The following is a 19,553-nucleotide window of genomic DNA, read 5'->3' as shown; positions in this document are numbered from 1 at the left end:
GAAATACACAATGACAGAAAATGGACAGATTGAGTGGTTGCCGAAGCAAATCAGTTTTGCTTTAAACAAAGTTCGAGGAAATTTAGAGACATTTAAAGAATTAGTTCCACCCGCGGCAAGTTTAAATCAAATTTATTATCCTGAAGAAAATATTGACTGGACGGCCAGCTTTTGGCCAGGAATGTTATTTTTAGCAAAGGAATTAACAAATTCAACAGAGTTCGATGAGGTGATTGCCACACAGATGGCTTCTTTTCAACATCGCTTAGATGAACAAATTGAGCTGGAGACACATGATATAGGCTTTTTGTATATTTTAACAGCCATTGCCGATTATCAAGTCAATGGTCATGAGTCCTCAAAAGAAATGGCCTTGCAAGCTGCGGATTTATTAATGAAACGTTATTCACCAAAAGCCAAGATTATTCAAGCTTGGGGGAATTTAGACGATCCAGAGCAACGAGGCAGAATGATTATTGATTGTTTAATGAACTTACCATTATTATACTTTGCAGCAAAAATGACTGGCAAGCAAGAGTATTATGAAGCTGCCTACAATCATGCGAAACAAACACAAAAATATATTGTGCGAGAAAATCACACCACGTTCCATACGTATTATTTTGATACGGAAACAGGCGAAGCCTTGTACGGAAAGACACAGCAAGGATATTCAGATGATTCTTGTTGGGCTCGCGGCCAAGCCTGGGGAATTTACGGCTTTACGTTAAGTTATTTATATACAGGAGATAGTAGTTTTCTGGAAACAGCGAAAAATGTTGCTGATTACTTTATTCAAGAATTACCAGAGGACAAAATCTGTTACTGGGATTTAATTTTCAATGAAGGGAGTGGAGAAGAACGTGATAGCTCATCTGCTGCAATTGCTGCATGTGGCTTACTAGAATTATCTCGTCAGCTTCCATTAAATGATGAAAAACATGGCTATTATGAAAAGGTTGCGCTAGAACTATTACAAGCATTAGCGGAAAAGTATACAACGGTTTTACGACCAGAGTCGAACGGCCTATTGCTTCATGGTGTCTATGATAAAAAAACAAATACAGGAGTCGATGAATGCATGATTTGGGGCGACTACTTTTATTTGGAAGCGTTAACTCGTTTGGCGAAAAGCTGGTATTCTTTTTGGTAATTCATGGAGGAAAACTCCTAAAAAATAATAAATAGCGGAGGTAGTACAAATGAAATTTTGGAAAAAAGGCTTAACAGCGGCAGCGTTGTTAGCGGTGGCGGCAGTAACTTTAACAGCATGTGGTGGTTCAAGTGAAAAGAAAGCAACTGAAAAGAGTGAAGATGGCAAAACAAAATTAACAGTAACTACTTGGAATTATGACACGACCCCAGAATTTGAGAAATTATTCAGAGCTTTTGAAGCGGAAAATCCTGATATCACTATTGAACCGGTGGACATTGCTTCAGATGATTATGACACAAAAGTAACAACGATGCTTTCATCAGGAGATACGACGGATATTTTAACCATGAAAAACTTACTTTCATATTCTAATTACGCGCTACGCAATCAATTGGTGGATTTAACCGATCACGTTAAAGATTTAGATATCGCACCTGCCAAAGCAAGTTACGAGATGTATGAAATCGATGGTAAAACCTATGCTCAGCCTTACCGTACAGATTTCTGGGTATTGTATTACAATAAAAAAATGTTTGATGAAGCCGGAATTGCCTATCCCGATAACTTGACTTGGGACGAATATGAAGCATTAGCGAAAAAATTATCTAAACCAGAAGAACAAGTATATGGTGCCTATCAACATACTTGGCGCTCAACCGTTCAAGCGATTGCTGCTGCTCAAAACAATGCCAATTTGATTGAACCAAAATACAATTATATGGAAACTTATTATGATCGCGCATTGAGAATGCAAAAAGATCAATCACAAATGGATTTTGGAACAGCAAAATCAACAAAAGTAACGTATCAATCACAATTTGAAAATTCAAAAGCGGCGATGATGTACATGGGTAGCTGGTACATGGGGACTTTATTAACCAACATTGATGATGGCAAAACAAATGTCGAATGGGGGATTGCCGAAATACCACAACAAGAAAAAGGCAAAGCAACTACCTTTGGCTCACCGACAAGTTTTGCAATTAATAAAAACAGTAAAAAACAAAAAGCTGCTCAAAAATTCTTAGACTTTGCTTCAGGTAAAGAAGGTGCAAAACTTTTAGCAGAAGTAGGAGTGGTTCCTTCTTATAAAACAGATGAAATTGACAAAATCTACTTTGCAAGAAAAGGAATGCCTTCAGATGAAGTCTCACAAAAAGCCTTTAACCCAGATACAATTAATTTAGAATTCCCATCTGATAAAAACGGTGCCGCAATTGATAAAGTATTACAAGAAGAACATGATTTAATTATGGTCGGCGACGAAAAACCAAAAGATGGTATTGCTAACATGGAAAAACGTGTCAAAGCAGAGATAGACTAACTATTATTTCCTGCAAAAACACAAAAGATTGATGAAAAAAATAAGCTGAAATGAGTAACCTACAATGAATTTCAGCTTATTTTTTTAAATAAAGAATGTAGCTTGAGTTTGGAAGGAGGGCCTGTTAAGTTCACTTAACAGAATACAATTATGGAAATTACTTCAAAAACAAAAACAGCAAATAAATTGAGACGAAAAAATACGTGGACTGCGTTATCTTTTATCGCACCAAACTTTATTGGCTTTTTCCTCTTCACTTTAATCCCGGTTATCTGTTCACTGATTTTAGCTTTTATGAGTTGGGATTCTTTTTCAACTCCTGAATTTGTCGGAATGAAAAATTTCACCAAAATGATTCATGATGATACGTTTTGGATTTCGTTAAAACAAACGTTTATCTATACGATTGGTGTTGTTCCGTTAACATTGATTTGCTCATTAGGACTAGCAATTTTGTTGAATCGTAAAATTAGAGGGATGAAATTTTTTAGAACGGCTTTTTTCTTTCCTTATGTAACGTCATTAGTTGCGATTGCGGTCGTTTGGAATATGCTATTTCATCCAACGATGGGACCAATTAATCAATTTTTGAAATTATTTATTGAAAATCCTCCTGGCTGGACATCTAGTTCTACTTGGGCTTTACCAGCAATTATCATCGTTAGTGTGTGGCGCTTTATGGGGTATTATATGATTTTGTATTTAGCTGGTTTACAAAGTGTGCCAAGAGAATTATATGAAGCAGCGTCAATGGATGGCGCGGGTAAATGGAATCAATTTTTAAATGTTACCTTACCTTCATTACGACCAACGACCTTTTTCGTGACTATCATGCTTGTAATTAACTGTTTCAAAGTTTTTGACTTAGTTCAAGTTATGACTGGTGGTGGACCAGGACGTGCAACGAATGTGTTAGTTTATGAAATTTACAATGAAGCCTTTGTCAAATTTAATTTTGGTTATGCATCAGCCATTGCGATGGTCTTATTCATCATCGTTCTAGCGATTACTGTGGCTCAATTTAAATGGAATCAACATCAAGAGAAAGTTTAGGAGGAGAAAAGATGGAAGCAACTTTTTCAAAAAAAGAAAATACTCGAAAAGCAAAAACGAAAAAAGCAGAAAAAGTCACACCTGGTGGGATCCTTGTAATCATTCTCTTAACTTTACTTGCGTTAATTACTTTGGTGCCTTTTATTTGGATGGTTTCAGCATCATTTAAAACAAACAATGAAGTTTTCACCATTCCAATTCAATGGATTCCTAAAAGTTGGCATCCAGAAAACTATTCCGTTATTTGGGAACGCATTCCATTGTTAACTTTCTTTAAAAATACGTTATTTTTAAGTATTGTGATTACAATTATTCAACTATTTACTTCAAGTTTTGCAGCATATGGCTTTTCAAAAATGAATTTTAGAGGAAGAGATACACTTTTTATTACGTACATCGCAACAATTGCTATTCCTTGGCAATCGTATATGATTCCACAATTTATTATGATGCGTCAACTAGGTTTGACTGATACATTATGGTCACTTGTTTTATTACAAGCATTTAATGCATTTGGGGTCTTTTTACTGAAACAATATTACAGCAGTATTCCAGATTCACTATGTGAAAGCGCGCGGATTGATGGGTTAAGTGAGTGGGGAATTTATTGGAAAATTATTTTACCATTAACCAAACCAGCTTTAGCCAGTCTCACGATTATTACTTTTGTGAATACATGGAATGACTATATGGGTCCTTTCATTTATTTATCTTCTACTGAGAATAAAACGATTCAGTTAGGTTTGAAAATGTTCGTCGGTTTATTTGATGCTGAATATGCCTTAATCATGGCCGCATCAGTGGTTTCTATTTTACCAGTAGGGATTGTCTTTTTAGCAATGCAAAAATACTTTGTTGAAGGTATTGCTACATCTGGAATGAAGAATTAGGAGGAAGTTTGAATGTTTACTAAGCAAACCTTTGATAATAATATCTATATGAAAATTTTTCGCTGGCTTTACATTTTATTTATCGGTAATCTAGGGCTTCTCTTAGTGAACATTCCTTTTTTCATAGCGGTGATTAGCTTAGACATTGATCCACGAAACCTCCCACTTTTTGTAGTAACGTTGCTGCCGATGGGGGCAGGGATGATTGCACTTTTAGGCTTAATCGATACTTTTAAAGAAGAAAAGGAGCTGGATCCATTTAAAACTTTTTTCCAAAAGTTTCGTCAGTTTGGGTTAAGAGGCTTTCTTATCAGCTTGCTAGGCTTAGGAAGTAGCATCATCAGTGTGACAGATATATTCTTTTTTGCCAAAACAACGATTGGTAAATGGTTTATTCCATTGATGGTCCTTCTGCTAATTTTTGGGTTAGCTATTATGCTGAATGCTTGGTATTTTCAAGTACGAAACCCGCAGGCTTCTTTTAAAGATGTGTTTCGGATTTCTGTTTACTATGGACTGCGGAAATGGTATGTCAGCTGTCTAAATGTTTTTTTACTATTCTCAATGTTTGCAATGATGTTTTTGAAGCCACAGTTTGGGTTTGTTGTAACCCCTGTCCTTTTCCTAGGGATTATTTATTTAAATACTGGGAAATTGCATGAAAAGCAAAAAAAGAATAAATAATTTTTACATAATAAGTAATCTCGATTTTCAGGAAAATGAATGAAGGTGGGGTTGCTTATTTTGTTCTTGCCTTGTTTATTAAAGTGGAGGGAGTGAACGAATGAAGAAAAAAATAATTATTTTAAGTAGCTTTTTGATAGGTGCTATTTTTGTGCTCGTTATTTTTACTACCAGCCAGCAAAGTATGATTAATAACGAAGCAATCCAAGTCGAAGAATTAATTGTTTATGGCGATAAAAATATGAATCGTGTAGCGAAGCAATTCTCTGATCAGAATAATTTAACTTCGTTTGGAAAAAATTTCTGGCGCAAAACGTATAACGGAAAATCACCCACTCAGGAACTACTGAAGGTTGCAACGGAGGATTTAGTACAACATAAAATGATTAAACAACTGGCGACGGAGTTAGAAATAGTCCACTCACAAACATTTGGGCAAGAAAAAAAAGAATGGCAAGACCAAAAGAGCAGTTTAACGCTCTGGCAATTTTTAGATGCAAAAGATCAACAATTACAGGACCAAATAAAAGAGAAATTAATGGAGAAAGAAAAGCCAACGCAAAAAGAATTGCGGCAGGCCTTTGAGCAATTGGATGATAAATATAAAAAGACCGATTACTTTGTTGAAGCAATTGAAATTCCAACTTTTTCAGGTAAGCAAGCAGAATTAGAAAAAATAGCCGAAGCAATCTCTCCGAATCTATCTTATGAGGAGACGTTATTGGAGTGGCAAAATAAATTACCTAATCTTGTTATTGAATCGTATCAATTGAAGAGTGCAGAAATCCAAAAAGAGGATATTTATTCGTTGTCTGTTGGGGAGATTCTTAGTGAAAAAGCTGTTGGTACCGTGGTGAAAGGATACCACGAAAACCAATACTTTTATATTTTTAATAAGGAAGGAGGGCAACTTTTACAGTTTGAAGAAGCACCACAATTTGGCAAAAATGCCTATATCAACACATGCTACAAAGAGAAATTAGCTACGTATCAACAAGCAACTAAAGTGGACTTGTTAGAGAAAGACAGAGAAAAGTTTTTTCAAAATTATCAAAATAAAAACAGTTAAGGAGCAGAAAATGAGAAAAAAAGCGTATTTTAAAAGTGTAACCATCTTCCTTTCTATTTTGCTTGTTTTTTCCCAGCTTCAATTATTTAGTCTTCCTGCTTATGGGGAAACAGTGAGTGATCAACCGTTACTTTTTCGTTCAGCAGGTGTCGCTCAAAATGGGACGACCTACTATGTGGATGGGGAAGGAGGAAATAATGCCAACGATGGGCAGTCTCCAGCCAGTGCTTGGCGTGATTTTGAAAAAGTGAATAAGACGGAGTTTCAGCCAGGCGACCATCTTCTGCTGAATGCGCAAAGTACCTGGAATAACCAATTGTTGCATCCAAAAGGGAATGGGACAGCGGCACAAAAGATTGTCATTGATTTTTATGATACGAATGACAAAGGAGAAACCATTTTTGAAACAACACGGCGTCCGATTATTAACGGTGGTGGCACCTACAGCACAGGGACTTTCAAACGTGCAATCTCAGGGGCCGTGCAGTTAGTGAACCAAGAATATTGGGATATTTCAAACTTAGAAGTGACAAATACACCAGAGCTAGATAATCTCGAAGGCTATAAGAAACCAGGAGATGCTCAAAGAGCGGGGATATTAGTCCTAGGATATGAACAAAATCGAACGTTCAATAGTGTCACGATACGGAATAACTATGTTCATGATGTTCAAACAGAATATTATTTGAATCTAAGTGGGAATACTGCAACCAAACGATTAAAAGCGGTAGGTGGAATTATTGTTTTAGGAAGTTGGTTTGATGAGAATGGCAATGTAGTAACGGCTGCCAATGATCATCGAACAACGACTGGATTTAATGATATTTTGATTGAAAATAACGTGATTCAACGAGTGGGACTTGAAGGAATTCGAACAAAAGCTGATTCAGATACATCAAGAGGCAACACTTTCTACAAAACGTTTTCTAATATTACGATTCGTAATAACTATTTAGAAGATATTGCTGGCGACGGGATTGTCTTGTCAGAAGCCAAAAGTGGCGGTGTGGTTGAAGGAAATGTTGCTGTCCGAATGTGCAACGCCGATTATGGTACACAAAATTACGCGGGCGTTTGGGCAATGTCTGTAGATGACGGACTGTTCCAATATAACGAAGTATACGGAATCAAATATGGATTTAACGATGCCGAAGCTTATGATGTGGACATGCAGTCAAACAATGTTATTTATCAATATAACTATTCACATCATAATACTGGCGGCTTTTTGTTGCTTATGTCTGATCAAAAAAATTCGGTTATTCGGTACAATATCTCAGCTAATGACGGCGGTGGTAACCGAGGAACAGGTAAAGACAATCCAGGCGGAGCTGGGGGCTACAATTATAAAGAACAAAGTATTTTCCATTATTGGGTAAAAAATGATGGAGCGGCAATGCCAACTATCCACAATAATACGATTTATGTTGGCGACGGCATTTCAACGTCATTATTTGGTGAAGGAAATAGTTCTGACAACAGTGGTACAGTAGCCAATTTTTACAATAATATTTTATACAAAGAAGGTACCGGACAATTAAAATTCTTATCTAATTATCCAACAAATGGGACACAACCAATTGAACGTAAAATGGTCGATAATCCAGAAAAATATTTCAAAAATAATGTTATTTGGCCAAAAGAAATTGCTACAGAAAAAAGTGGTGCAACTGTTGCAAAATTAGTATCAAGTGGAAACATTTTTGAAAAACCACAATTAGAAATCACAGATAACCCTGAAAAAGTGAAAGAGTTGGCAGAGCAAGAATTTACGACAATGAAACCAACAAAAGATAATGTGGTTGAATTTACTTCTAAAGAACGCTTACGTCAGCGAGCACAAATGTTCCAATTAAAAGAAACCTCTCCAGCGATTGGTAAAGGCTTGTCGGAAGTGAATAGTGCGGCCGAAGACTTCTTTGGAAATAGCTTGAAAAATAAAGTTTTAGATATTGGTGCGCAACAAGCATCCACAATTGAAAAAAGTATTCGTTATCAAAATCAAGTGTTAGAAATTAGTTCGGCAACAGGTGTGTATCCTAATTTGCCAGAGCAAGTTGAATTAACGTACGAAGAAGTCGTTAATGAAGAAGTGGTTGCGACAGGCAAAAAAGAATTTAAGTTACAATGGGAAGCAATCCCTCAAGAAAAAATTAATACAGCAGGCACAGTTGAAGTTGCAGCAACAGTTATCGGCTTACCGATAGATGCTGTCAAAGTAACAGCCAAGGTCTCTTTTGAGGGTGAACTTGGTGAAGGAAAAGACACCGTTAAACTAAAAACAGCCCAAACTGCCTATGTTCAAAAGAGTGATGGTAACCGAGCATACTCTGCTATAGCAGGCGGTACTGCTGCCATTAGTTCAGGAGACGCCTATAAATATCCATATGGAGTAAACTATACAGGCAATTACGCATTAAAATTAAAAAATGCTAGTTCTGCGGGGTATAATCGCCGGATTTACGTTGAAATTGATACACAAGAATTGAAGAACTATCAATCACTAAAAAGTGCCAATTTAGAACTAAATGTGATGCGTTATGATGCGTGGAATGGTGCTGGAAATACAAATGATGAACGTTTGAAAAATACGCAGTTCCAAGTAGATGTTTATGGAACAAATACTAATTGGATGAGTAACACCATTACTTGGAACAATGGTCCAAATAATTTAAATGTACCAAATGAAGAATTTATTGCTCGACAATCTTTTACAAATAGTTCAATTATAAATAATCAAAATACAATCTCTATTGATATTAGTAACTATCTACGGAAGCTAATTCAAAGTGGTGAGAAAATTCCAGCCAAGTTAAGTTTCTTATTAGCGATTACAGACAGTCGTTTGACTGGTTATGATTCTGATAATGCTGGGTTTGATGCTTTTTCAAAAGAAGGCGCACAAAAGGCCTATCAAGACTTTTTAGCAGGCAAATTGACCTTGCCAACTGGTCAACAGCTAACAGAGGATAGTTTAGGTCCTAAAATTGTTTTATCGAATGTTTTCGAAGTCAAACATGAGTCGATTGAGGTCACGACAGAAGCGGGTCAAGCCCCTAATCTACCAGAAAAAACAACTATTTTTTATTCGGATGGTTCACAACGAGAAGTGACTGTCAATTGGTCAGAAGTTCCAGCATCTTCTTATCAAAAAGAAGGAACATTCACTGTTGTAGGACGAGCAGCAGGTGTCTCAATGCCAATTATTGCCAATGTAAAAGTCACCGCTAAACATATTGTTGGATTCAAGGAATTGCCTACGCTGGATCGACTAACAGGCACCTCGCGAGGCGAACTGAATTTGCCAACTGAAGTAATTGCAAAATTAGATGATGGTAGCGAAACGAAATTGAAGGTTATTTCTTGGGATGACGATGTTAGTAATTATTCGCCAAGTAGCCCGCCAGGTACTTACCAGTTCCCTGCTGCAGTAGAAGAAAAAATAGGAATTGCGAATCCCGATGAACGAAAAATCTTCCAAGTTGTGCAAACTCATGCGATTCCTGAAAGAATTCAATTTGCTACAGAAACAGCTACTATAAAATCAGGCGAAAATTATCAAATTCAATCTAAAGTGATCGGTCAAGCGCCGCACACAGAAACGGATGCTTGGAGCTCACAAGTAACATATGAGTTGGTTACACCAGATGCTGGCAATACAGTAAGTGTAGATGGAAACGGTCTGATTAGGACAGAAGCAACGACTGCTGCAGGAAATTATCAAATCAAAGTAACAAGCAAAGTTTTGCCGATAGTGACTGCACAATTTTCAATTAAAGTCACAAAATAAATAAACTGTTTGAAGAGACTGGAACAAGAATTGCTGTACCTTGCAATCTTTCTAGTCTCTTCGATTATCTAGAATCAATAAATATTCTATTGCCTACTATTCATTCTTTTTAAAACAAGGTAAAATAATAAATGAAAGTAAATGATAAAGGTGTGTAGACAATGAATACTATCTTAACAGGTGATCGTCCAACTGGTAAATTGCACCTAGGACATTACGTAGGTTCTTTAAAAAAACGAGTAGAAATGCAAGCAGACCCTACAAATCAATTATTTGTCATGATTGCAGATTTACAAGCATTGACAGATAATGCAAAAAATCCCGAAAAAGTTTCAGCCAATGTTTTAGAAGTTGCTTTGGACTATTTAGCAGTTGGTTTAGACCCTACGAAAACAACAATTTTTATCCAATCGCAAATTCCACAGTTAGCTGAATTAACAATGTACTATCTAAATTTAGTGACCACGTCACGTGTTCGTCGGAATCCAACGGTCAAAGCAGAAATTGAGCAAAAAAAATTTGGGGAGGGTGTTCCGACAGGATTCTTTATTTATCCCGTTTCACAAGCTGCTGATATTACTGCCTTTCAAGCGAACTTAGTCCCAGTTGGGGAAGACCAAAAACCAATGTTGGAACAAGCGCAAGAAATTGTGCATAGTTTTAATCAGACGTACGGTGAAGTTTTAGTTAGACCGGAAGCTGTGTTACCACCAAAAGGCATGGGACGCTTGCCAGGAATTGATGGCAACGGAAAAATGAGTAAGTCTTTAGGCAATGGTATTTATCTTTCAGATCCAGCTGAAGTGGTACAGAAAAAAGTAATGAGTATGTATACCGATCCAAATCATATTCGTATAGAGGACCCAGGACAAGTTGAAGGAAATATGGTCTTTACTTACTTGGATGTCTTTGGGAAAGAGAAAGAATATATTGAAGAATTAAAAGAACACTATCGTCATGGCGGTTTAGGAGATGTGAAAATTAAACGTTACTTAATTGATGTCCTAGAAGAAGAACTCGCACCGATTCGTCGACGTCGTGAAGAGCTGGCTAAAAATCCAGAAGCGATTATGGAAATGTTGCATAAAGGAAGTATTGCTGCTGAAAAAGTGGCAGCACAAACCTTAACAGAAGTCAAAAAAGCAATGGGAATTCAATACTTCTAAGCAATAAAAGAACTGGAACAAGTCAAAAGAAGAATGACTTGTTCCAGTTCTTTTTAAGTGGTTTGAAATTGACTATTATATAAGCTGGCGTAAAGAGTCGGAGCTTGTAATAGTTCCTGATGCGTTCCTTTTTCAATAATATCGCCATTTTTCATCACTAAAATTAAATCAGCATTTTCAATCGTGGATAATCGATGAGCGATAACGAAGCTTGTTCGATTTTCTGTGACAGTTTCCATCGCTTTTTGAATATGGGCTTCTGTTCGTGTGTCCACACTCGAAGTTGCTTCATCGAGAATAACAACGGGCGGATTTGCTAAAATGATTCGGGCGATGGTTAATAACTGTTGTTGCCCTTGTGATAATGCACCATTTTCGCTAGAAATAATTGTGTCATATCCTTGAGGAAGGGTCCGAATAAAATGATCACATTGAGCAATTTTAGCTGCTTCAATTATTTCTTCACGAGAAGCATCTTTTTTTCCATAGGCAATATTATCTGCTACGGTTCCTTCAAATAGCCAAGTGTTTTGTAAAACCATGCCAAATAAATTTCTTAGATTTTGTCGAGAAAGTTTCGTAATATCAATCCCATCAAAAGTAATGGCACCTTGATTTATTTCATAGAAACGCATTAATAAGTTGACTAATGTTGTTTTACCAGCGCCGGTGGGTCCTACAATGGCCACTGTTTTTTTCGGTTGAACAGAAAAATCAACATTCTTCATTAAAATTTTTTCTGGTGTGTAGCCAAATTGAACATTTTTAAATTCAATGGCTCCTTTAGGAGAAGAAATAGTTTCTAAATGAGTTGCTTCTGGCTGTTCATCAGCTTCATCTAAGATAACAAAAATCCGATCAATGGAAGCCATCGCTGCTTGAATTGAGTTAATGACATAAGAAGCAGTAGAAATCGGCTCAGAAATTTGGTTGATATATTGCAAATACGCTTGCAAGAAACCAATCGTAATACCACCAGATAAAACGAGCATTGCGCCTAAGATAGCACTGATAATAAAAGCCAACTGATTGATAAAACGAATAGCTGGATAAATCGCAAAATTTAGAAACTGTGCTTTTTTAAAGGCGCGATAATGTTGTTGATTAACAGCATCAATTGTTTTTTCAGCATTTTGCTGTTGATTAAAGGTTTTTGTGACCAAATTTCCTGCTAAATATTCTTCCATCTTATTATTTAATTGACCTAATTCAGCTTGACTTTGATCAGCAAACACCTTGTTTTTATTCGCAATTTTTGTCGTCATGAAAGTACTGCCGCCAATTAGCAGCAACACTAAAATGGTTAATTTTGCATCAATATAGAACAACATGATTCCTGCAAATAGGATAGTCACGACGGAAGTGAAAAATTGGTTGATGCCTGTTAAAAGAACTTGTGACAATTGGTTTAAGCCAGTTGTTGAACGACTAATGATATCGCCCACTTGGTGATTGTCAAAGAAGGCCATTGGTAAAGTTTTAAACTTTTTTGTCACTTCTTTTCTAATTCTTAAAGTAACCCGTTCACTTAAAGAAGCCATTGCTCGTTCCTGGATAAAAGAAGTGATACTACTAATGATTGAAAAGAGAATTAAAAGTAAGACGGGACCTAAGAGTGCTTCTTCAACTAAAGGAAGTGTCATGCCTTTGAGCCCGACACGCTTGATAGCTTCTAAGAGGTTATCAATCCCGATTGCCATAATATAGGTCATGGCAACAATTAATAAGTTTCCAATTAAACTGCAGATCATTAGACCATAAAAGATTGGATGCTCAGGTTTAATCATTTTCCAGAAACGTTTAAAGCTTTGAAGATTCATTGTTTTTTTCATTGTATGGCTTGAAAAGAAAACTTTCTTTCAAGCAGTCACATCCTTTCTTTAATTACTTGGGTAAGATACCTTGCGATTTAGCAAAGTCTTGGTAATAGCTATTAGTGGTAAGTAAATCAGCGTGGGTGCCTTGACCAACAATCCTTCCTTCATCTAGGACGATAATATTGTCAGCGTTCATGATTGTACTTAACCGTTGAGCAACAATGAGTAAAGTTTTGTCCGCCATTTGTGCATGTAAAGCGGCACGTAGAGCGGCGTCAGTTTTGTAATCTAATGCGGAAAAGCTGTCATCGAAAATATAAACGTCTGCCGGTTTGATTAAGGCTCGTGCAATACACATTCTTTGTTTTTGACCACCAGAATAGTTGGACCCGCCTTGTGCTACGAAACTTTCAATCCCTTGTGGTAAGGAATCGATAAATTCAGAAGATTGTGAAATTTCTAGTGCCGTTCTTATTTCTTCTGTAGTTGCTTCGGCATTTCCCATTAATAAGTTTGATAAGATTGTCCCACTGAAAAGAAAGGCTTTTTGTGGCACATAACTGATGACTTGGCGAATCGTTTGCTGAGATAATGAGCGGATATCTGTGCCAGAATAGCTAATCGTGCCGGCTGTGACCTCATTTATTCGTAAAAGTAACTTAACTAAAGTACTTTTACCAGCGCCAGTTGCACCAACAATCGCCGTTGTTTTTCCTTTAGGGATGACAAAACTAACATTTTCTAAAACAGGATCAGCTGTTTCTGTGTATTGAAACGTGACGTGATCGAAGCAAATCAAGGCTTTCTCAGGATGATAAGCAATGGTTGCTTCAGTGTGAGGATCGCTAATTTCAATTTCTTCTGACAAAACTTCTTGCAAGCGATTCAAGGAAGCAACGGACCGTGGAATGACAACTAATACCATAGCCGCGATCATTAAGTAGGCCAAAGTTAGAAGCGTATATTCAATCACAGCTGTAACGGTGCCAATTTGTAGGGTGCCTACTGCAACTAAATTACCGCCAAACCACAAAATAGAGGCGTACACAACGCCCATTAATAAAAAGGCAACGGGAGTAATCCAAGCAAAGATTCGATTCACTTTACTCATGCGTTCAGCATAATTTTTAAATGTTTGATTGGTTCGCTGCTCTTCAAAGTCTTGATTATTGAACGCACGAATCATATTAATTCCAGTAAAGAACTCTCGTAAAGTCGTAGTAATTCGATCCATTTTTGGTTGAATTTTTAAAGATAAAGGGGTACCTTTTTTCATTAAAAAATAAACAACGACTAAGTAAAATACGATGGAAGCCAATGTTACCCAAGCGAGTGAAACTGAATAAGAAAATGTCATCACTAAGGCAAATAAACTAATAATAGGCGCTGGAAAGATTAATTGGCAAAACAGCACAATCATTGTTTGAACATTATCTACATCGTTGGTCATTCTAGTTAGCAAAGAATTTGAACCAAATTTATCAACATTTTTCATCGAGAATTGTTGAAATTTTTTAAAGAACAATCCTCTAACTTGAAAACCAAATTTAGCAGCTACTAAAGCAGACAAATAGCTAGAAATAATTGCGGCAATTGTTCCAATGAATGCCACAAGAAACATTTGTATGCCAATCGTTTTAATTACTTGTTGGTCACCGCTAACGATGCCCACATCAATCAACTTGCCAACTAATTTAGGGACGCCAAGGGTTCCTGCGATTTGCAAACAGATGGTTAAAGTTGTCGCAAGAACAATCCATTTATTTTCTTTAATAAACTCTTTCATTAATTTCATGAAATTTCCTCCTTAAACAATACCGTTTTAGCTGTTACAAAGAGTCATTGTACACGTTCAAGTAACTTGAATGTCAACAGTAGAAATGCTAAACTTTTTGATGGAGGGAACAGGATGGAAAAAAATTACACAATAAAAGATGTTTCTGAGTTGTTAAATATCCCTAAGTCCACGATTCGTTATTGGGACGAGCAAGGGTTGATTAGTACAACACGCAATGAAGAAAACGGATATCGAACGTTTGATTTAGAAGATTTGTTCAAAATATATGATATTGATTTTTATCGAAAAATGGGGATTCCTATCAAAGATATGTTGAATTTGTATAAAAAGACACCTACCGATCTCTATGCCACCATGGAAGCAACAGAAGAACAACTGGGGCAAGAAATAAAAAGGCTTCAACATAAATACAAAGAAATTAAGAAAAGAAAATTACATTTACATGCGTTAATTGATTTAGAAACATTGGTTTTTTCAGATGAACCAATTCCTTTTGATAAAATTGTTGTTGTTGATATTGAGGATCCAGAAGAGATGAAAGTTTATATGGAACACATTTCAACTTTAGGTATTTACGGGGATTTAAGTGTATCCAATGAACTGACGTATGGGATTTGTTTGGCAAATCATGTGAATAAAAAAAGTTTAGATAAAGTGATTTGGCTCAAAGAATCAAGTAGCCAATACAAAGGCTTTATTTTAAAAGTCAATACACAAGATACCCGTTTGAATAATATCGAAGAAGTAAAAAAGCGTTTAGCAAAACAAGGATTTGAAACAGGCATCGTTGTCGGAGAGCATATCTTGACACAACTAGAAGAGGAAAATCAATATATTGAATATTATTATGGTTGGATTGAAATTTTAGGGGAAAAGTGAAGTAATTGAAACAAAGAAGGAACTAGCAATAGCAAATGTAGCTAAGCTAGTTCCTTTTTTTATTTATAACAAGAAATCCAACATATTGTGTGTGCATAAAGGCAAATAGAAAAATAGTAGTGAAATAGCTAATAATAATAAAGAACCAGCTTGCATTAAAACTGCAAAAAAATATACCACAATTAAACGAATTGCTCTGGTGTTTTTACGGATAAAATTCAAAAATAGTCCTCCTCAAAAATAATTAGATAATATCCTTTGTGAAAATAACAAGTTCTCAGCTTTTATACAACAAATACACACTAGCAAAATCGCTTTATGAGTGAGGCTTAGCCAATTATTTTTAAGGTTCTTAAGAGATTGTAAAAAAATATCAGACAAACGTTTTCACAAAGAAAAGTTAATTCGGTAAATTTTTAGCTTAAAATGATACAAAATCTATAATTTGTTTCTCAAATCCTATAATTTGTTCCTTAAAAAGATATTATGAAAACGCTATTATATTTATGAAAGGAGCGAAACGAATGAAGAAGAAAAACGGTTTTTTTCAAAATGTATGGCGTTATAAGGCCTTAATCCTTATGGCGTTACCAGGATTTATCTGGTTTATATTTTTCTTCTATATACCAGTCTTAGCCAATGTGGTCGCATTTAAAGATTTTCATATTTCACCAGATGGTTTCTTAGCTAGTCTAAGAGAAAGTCCTTGGGTTGGTTTTGAAAACTTTAAATTTTTATTTGCGTCAAAAGATGCTTGGTTAATTACTAGAAATACCATTTTGTACAATGTCGTCTTTTTAGCCTTTAACTTATTCTTCGCGATTGCTTTTGCTATTATTATGAGTGAATTAAGAAATCGTCGCTTGGTTAAAGTTTATCACACGATGTCATTGCTACCATATTTCTTATCTTGGATGGTTATTAACTATTTTGTTTATGCCTTTTTAAGTCCAGATAAAGGGATTTTGAATCAATGGATTACTGGTAATGGCGGCACAATGATTAACTGGTATGCAGATCCACGTTGGTGGCCAGTAATTTTTGTCTTCCTAAATGTTTGGAAGAGCCTAGGCTACAACAGTATTATCTACTATGCTTCTGTGATGGGGATTGATCCGACATACTATGAAGCAGCGATGGTGGATGGTGCCAACAAATGGCAACAAATAAAAAATGTTACGATTCCACAAATTTTACCAATGATGTCTGTTTTATTAATTTTAAACATCGGCGGTATCTTCAGAGCAGACTTTGGTTTGTTCTACATCGTACCAAGAAACTCAGGTGCGCTTTACAACGTGACAAGTGTGTTAGATACCTATATTTACAATGGCTTAACGGCTACTGGTGATGTAGGCATGACGGCAGCTGCAGCGTTATATCAATCTGTCGTTGGGGCATGTTTGTTATTAATTGCGAATTTAGTTGTTCGTCGAATTGAACCAGATTCAGCACTATTTTAGGAGGAAGGATTATGAAAAAGAAAAAAGTCACTAGCGTTAACGTTCGATCCTTCAACCCGACAGCGAATTTGATTTTCAATATTGTCATTGCTATTTTTGCTATTTCCTGTGTGGTTCCGTTTTTCTTTGTTATTATGATTTCATTGACAAGTGAAGGATCATTAGCAGCAAACGGCTACCGGTTTTGGCCAAAAGAATTTTCATTGGAGGCCTATCGTTACATTTTCCAAGGGGCAATGAGTCAACGCATTATTCATGCCTTAGGGGTAACGGTCTTCATTACGGTGACAGGGACGATTGTCAATGCAACAATGACGTCATTATATGCCTATGTCATTTCTCGTTCCAACTTTCCATTTAAAAAATTCTTTACATTGTTTGCGTTAATTACAATGTTATTTTCACCAGGGATGGTTGCGAACTATTTAGTAATGACAAACTTATTGCAATTGAAAGATACAATTTGGGCGTTAATTTTGCCTTTAGCTTTAGGACCATTTAATATTTTAGTGATGCGAACGTTTTTCAAGAAAACCGTGCCTGACAGTATTATTGAATCGGCACGTATTGATGGCGCAAGTGAAATGCGCATTTTTGTCAGCATTGTGTTACCACTAGCCGTTCCAGGGATTGCCACAATTAGTTTGTTTGCGGCTTTGGGTTATTGGAACGATTGGTTCAATGCGTTACTTTACATTCAAAAAGATACCTTGGTACCATTACAGTATTTATTGATGAAAATTCAAAACAACTTAGAGTTCTTATCAAGAAGTACGGATATGGGTGCAGCAGCACAAGAAGGCTTAGGCGTTCTACCAAGTGAATCGGCTCGAATGGCGATTGTTGTCTTATCTACGTTACCAATTGCGTTAACTTACCCATTCTTCCAAAAATATTTCGTGGGTGGTTTAACAATCGGCGGCGTGAAAGAATAAAATTGTACAGGAGGAAATAAGGAATGAAAAAATGGCAAAAAGGATTAGCCGTAGCTGGCGCAGCAGCTTTAGCTGTAGGATTAAGCGCGTGCGGTAAATCTTCAAAAGATGCAGCGTCAAAAGGTGATGATAGTACACCAACGTTATTAATGTATCGTGTTGGGGACAAACCAGATAATTATGACCAATTAATCGATAATGCGAATAAAATTATCGAGAAAAAAATTGGGGCAAAATTAAAAATGGAATTTGTTGGTTGGGGCGATTGGGACCAAAAAATGTCAACAATCGTTGCTTCTGGTGAAAGCTATGATATTTCATTAGCACAAAATTATGCAACGAATGCACAAAAAGGCGCCTATGCTGATTTAACTGATTTAGCACCTAAATATGCAAAAGAAGCCTATGATCAATTGCCAGATAACTATATTAAAGGAAATACGATCAATGGAAAACTGTATGCGTTCCCAATTTTAGGTAACTCTTACGGTCAACAAGTTTTAACTTTTAATAAAGAATATGTCGATAAATACAATTTAGATATTAGTAAAGTCGATGGTAGTTATGAAAGTGCAACGGAAGTTCTAAAAGAATTCCATAAAAAAGAACCAAATATTGCTGCTTTTGCTATCGGCCAAACATTCTTTGCAACAGGTAATTATGACTTCCCTATTGGTAACCAATATCCATTTGCAGTAAAAACAACTGATACTGGCTCACCAAAAATTATTAACCAATATGCCGACAAAGACATGATTAATAACTTAAAAGTCTTACATCAATGGTATAAAGATGGCTTGATTCCAACAGATGCTGCTACAAGTACAACACCATATGACTTAAATACCAATACTTGGTTCATGCGTCAAGAAACACAAGGACCTATGGATTATGGTGATACAATCTTAACACAAGCTGCTGGCAAACCACTTGTTTCTCGCCCACTAACAGAACCATTAAAAACAACAGCACAAGCGCAAATGGCTAACTATGTTGTTGCAAATACGTCTAAAAACAAAGAAAAAGCTGTTGAATTGCTAGGCTTATTAAACAGCAATCCAGAATTGCTAAACGGACTTGTTTATGGTGAAGAAGGCAAACAATATGAAAAAGTTGGCGATGATCGTGTGAAATTATTGAAAGATTACACACCAACAACTCATTTGAGTGCTTGGAACACAGGAAACAACTTAATCATTTGGCCAGAAGAATCTGTCACTGAAGACATGGTTAAAGAACGTGATAAGAGCATCGAAGAAGCAAAAGATTCACCAATTCTTGGTTTTACTTTTGTAAATGATAAAGTGAAAACTGAAATCACTAACGTTGCTACAGTTATGAATCGTTACGCAGCAAGCTTAAATACAGGAACTGTTGATCCAGAAGAAACACTTCCAAAATTAATGGATGACCTAAAAACAGCTGGCTGGGATAAAGTTCAAAAAGAAATGCAAACACAATTAGACGAATATATCCAATCTCAAAAATAATCACAGGAGGCTGAGGCATTAGCTGAGCGCTTTTGGCTC

General features: G+C 36.2%; 15 protein-coding genes. 12 read left to right on the top strand and 3 right to left on the bottom strand.

Annotated features, from left to right (window positions below; all coding sequences use genetic code 11):
- The first annotated feature begins 10 nt into the window (after positions 1-10).
- The 8 genes from IGL07_RS09350 (at position 11) to trpS (ending at position 11,132) form a co-directional block, all read left to right on the top strand.
- Positions 11-1,153 carry a glycoside hydrolase family 88 protein gene (locus IGL07_RS09350; protein WP_010817491.1) on the top strand — a complete coding sequence of 381 codons (1,143 nt, stop codon included), beginning with the start codon at positions 11-13 and terminating at the stop codon, positions 1,151-1,153.
- A 49-nt stretch (positions 1,154-1,202) separates the two neighbouring features.
- Positions 1,203-2,480 (top strand): ABC transporter substrate-binding protein, encoded by a 1,278-nt coding sequence (locus IGL07_RS09345; protein WP_002356838.1) that lies wholly within the window; start codon positions 1,203-1,205, stop codon positions 2,478-2,480.
- Positions 2,481-2,630: 150 nt separating this feature from the next.
- The gene (locus tag IGL07_RS09340; protein WP_002356840.1) at positions 2,631-3,533 is read left to right on the top strand and encodes a carbohydrate ABC transporter permease; all 903 of its coding nucleotides are present in this window, start codon (positions 2,631-2,633) and stop codon (positions 3,531-3,533) included.
- Positions 3,506-4,423 carry a carbohydrate ABC transporter permease gene (locus IGL07_RS09335; protein WP_002383582.1) on the top strand — a complete coding sequence of 306 codons (918 nt, stop codon included), beginning with the start codon at positions 3,506-3,508 and terminating at the stop codon, positions 4,421-4,423. The genes IGL07_RS09340 and IGL07_RS09335 overlap by 28 nt, the downstream gene beginning before the upstream one ends.
- Positions 4,424-4,435: 12 nt before the next feature.
- Positions 4,436-5,107, top strand: a complete 672-nt coding sequence (locus tag IGL07_RS09330) for a hypothetical protein (RefSeq protein ID WP_002389246.1) — start codon at positions 4,436-4,438, stop codon at positions 5,105-5,107.
- Positions 5,108-5,207: 100 nt separating this feature from the next.
- Positions 5,208-6,176 (top strand): hypothetical protein, encoded by a 969-nt coding sequence (locus IGL07_RS09325; RefSeq protein WP_010817490.1) that lies wholly within the window; start codon positions 5,208-5,210, stop codon positions 6,174-6,176.
- A gap of 10 nt (positions 6,177-6,186) precedes the next feature.
- Complete coding sequence (locus tag IGL07_RS09320; protein ID WP_438747322.1) at positions 6,187-9,966, top strand: Ig-like domain-containing protein; 3,780 nt, start codon at positions 6,187-6,189, stop codon at positions 9,964-9,966.
- 161 nt (positions 9,967-10,127) lie between these two features.
- Positions 10,128-11,132 (top strand): tryptophan--tRNA ligase, encoded by a 1,005-nt coding sequence (trpS, locus tag IGL07_RS09315; protein ID WP_010817488.1) that lies wholly within the window; start codon positions 10,128-10,130, stop codon positions 11,130-11,132.
- A 53-nt stretch (positions 11,133-11,185) separates the two neighbouring features.
- On the opposite strand, the gene IGL07_RS09310 is transcribed toward trpS, so the two are convergent.
- Together IGL07_RS09310 and IGL07_RS09305 are read right to left on the bottom strand one after the other, a co-directional pair.
- Positions 11,186-12,964, bottom strand: a complete 1,779-nt coding sequence (locus IGL07_RS09310) for an ABC transporter ATP-binding protein (protein WP_002374418.1) — start codon at positions 12,962-12,964, stop codon at positions 11,186-11,188.
- A 52-nt stretch (positions 12,965-13,016) separates the two neighbouring features.
- Positions 13,017-14,744: an ABC transporter ATP-binding protein gene (locus IGL07_RS09305; protein ID WP_010817487.1), complete on the bottom strand. Its 1,728-nt coding sequence runs from the start codon at positions 14,742-14,744 to the stop codon at positions 13,017-13,019.
- A gap of 66 nt (positions 14,745-14,810) precedes the next feature.
- On the opposite strand from IGL07_RS09305, the gene IGL07_RS09300 reads away from it, so the two are divergent.
- On the top strand, positions 14,811-15,626 hold the full coding sequence (locus IGL07_RS09300; RefSeq protein ID WP_025189568.1) for a MerR family transcriptional regulator: 816 nt from the start codon (positions 14,811-14,813) through the stop codon (positions 15,624-15,626).
- Between the two features lie 63 nt (positions 15,627-15,689).
- Here the strand turns inward: IGL07_RS09300 and IGL07_RS09295 are convergent, their stop codons facing one another.
- Positions 15,690-15,848 carry a hypothetical protein gene (locus IGL07_RS09295; RefSeq protein ID WP_002369010.1) on the bottom strand — a complete coding sequence of 53 codons (159 nt, stop codon included), beginning with the start codon at positions 15,846-15,848 and terminating at the stop codon, positions 15,690-15,692.
- 284 nt (positions 15,849-16,132) lie between these two features.
- Between IGL07_RS09295 and IGL07_RS09290 the strand changes: the two genes are divergently transcribed.
- The 3 genes from IGL07_RS09290 to IGL07_RS09280 are packed head-to-tail and all read left to right on the top strand — an operon-like array spanning position 16,133 to position 19,514.
- Positions 16,133-17,089, top strand: coding sequence for an ABC transporter permease (locus tag IGL07_RS09290; RefSeq protein WP_002356852.1), 957 nt, complete (start codon positions 16,133-16,135; stop codon positions 17,087-17,089).
- 11 nt (positions 17,090-17,100) lie between these two features.
- Positions 17,101-18,024 (top strand): carbohydrate ABC transporter permease, encoded by a 924-nt coding sequence (locus tag IGL07_RS09285; RefSeq protein WP_002359877.1) that lies wholly within the window; start codon positions 17,101-17,103, stop codon positions 18,022-18,024.
- A 23-nt stretch (positions 18,025-18,047) separates the two neighbouring features.
- On the top strand, positions 18,048-19,514 hold the full coding sequence (locus IGL07_RS09280) for an ABC transporter substrate-binding protein (protein ID WP_002369012.1): 1,467 nt from the start codon (positions 18,048-18,050) through the stop codon (positions 19,512-19,514).
- Positions 19,515-19,553 lie beyond the last annotated feature (39 nt).

The sequence above is a fragment of the Enterococcus sp. DIV1368f genome, assembly GCF_051712245.1.
Classification (GTDB): domain Bacteria; phylum Bacillota; class Bacilli; order Lactobacillales; family Enterococcaceae; genus Enterococcus; species Enterococcus faecalis.
This window is presented reverse-complemented; position numbering and strand designations above follow the sequence as displayed.

What these genes read in the sequence shown, in the direction of transcription:
- IGL07_RS09310 (WP_002374418.1), bottom strand. Translation starts at nt 12,964, where the DNA reads ATGAAAAAAACAATGAATCTTCAAAGCTTTAAACGTTTCTGGAAAATG.
- IGL07_RS09335 (WP_002383582.1), top strand. Translation starts at nt 3,506, where the DNA reads ATGGAATCAACATCAAGAGAAAGTTTAGGAGGAGAAAAGATGGAAGCA.
- IGL07_RS09330 (WP_002389246.1), top strand. Translation starts at nt 4,436, where the DNA reads ATGTTTACTAAGCAAACCTTTGATAATAATATCTATATGAAAATTTTT.
- IGL07_RS09285 (WP_002359877.1), top strand. Translation starts at nt 17,101, where the DNA reads ATGAAAAAGAAAAAAGTCACTAGCGTTAACGTTCGATCCTTCAACCCG.
- IGL07_RS09345 (WP_002356838.1), top strand. Translation starts at nt 1,203, where the DNA reads ATGAAATTTTGGAAAAAAGGCTTAACAGCGGCAGCGTTGTTAGCGGTG.
- trpS (WP_010817488.1), top strand. Translation starts at nt 10,128, where the DNA reads ATGAATACTATCTTAACAGGTGATCGTCCAACTGGTAAATTGCACCTA.
- IGL07_RS09290 (WP_002356852.1), top strand. Translation starts at nt 16,133, where the DNA reads ATGAAAGGAGCGAAACGAATGAAGAAGAAAAACGGTTTTTTTCAAAAT.
- IGL07_RS09305 (WP_010817487.1), bottom strand. Translation starts at nt 14,744, where the DNA reads ATGAAATTAATGAAAGAGTTTATTAAAGAAAATAAATGGATTGTTCTT.
- IGL07_RS09325 (WP_010817490.1), top strand. Translation starts at nt 5,208, where the DNA reads ATGAAGAAAAAAATAATTATTTTAAGTAGCTTTTTGATAGGTGCTATT.
- IGL07_RS09280 (WP_002369012.1), top strand. Translation starts at nt 18,048, where the DNA reads ATGAAAAAATGGCAAAAAGGATTAGCCGTAGCTGGCGCAGCAGCTTTA.
- IGL07_RS09350 (WP_010817491.1), top strand. Translation starts at nt 11, where the DNA reads ATGACAGAAAATGGACAGATTGAGTGGTTGCCGAAGCAAATCAGTTTT.
- IGL07_RS09320 (WP_438747322.1), top strand. Translation starts at nt 6,187, where the DNA reads ATGAGAAAAAAAGCGTATTTTAAAAGTGTAACCATCTTCCTTTCTATT.
- IGL07_RS09340 (WP_002356840.1), top strand. Translation starts at nt 2,631, where the DNA reads ATGGAAATTACTTCAAAAACAAAAACAGCAAATAAATTGAGACGAAAA.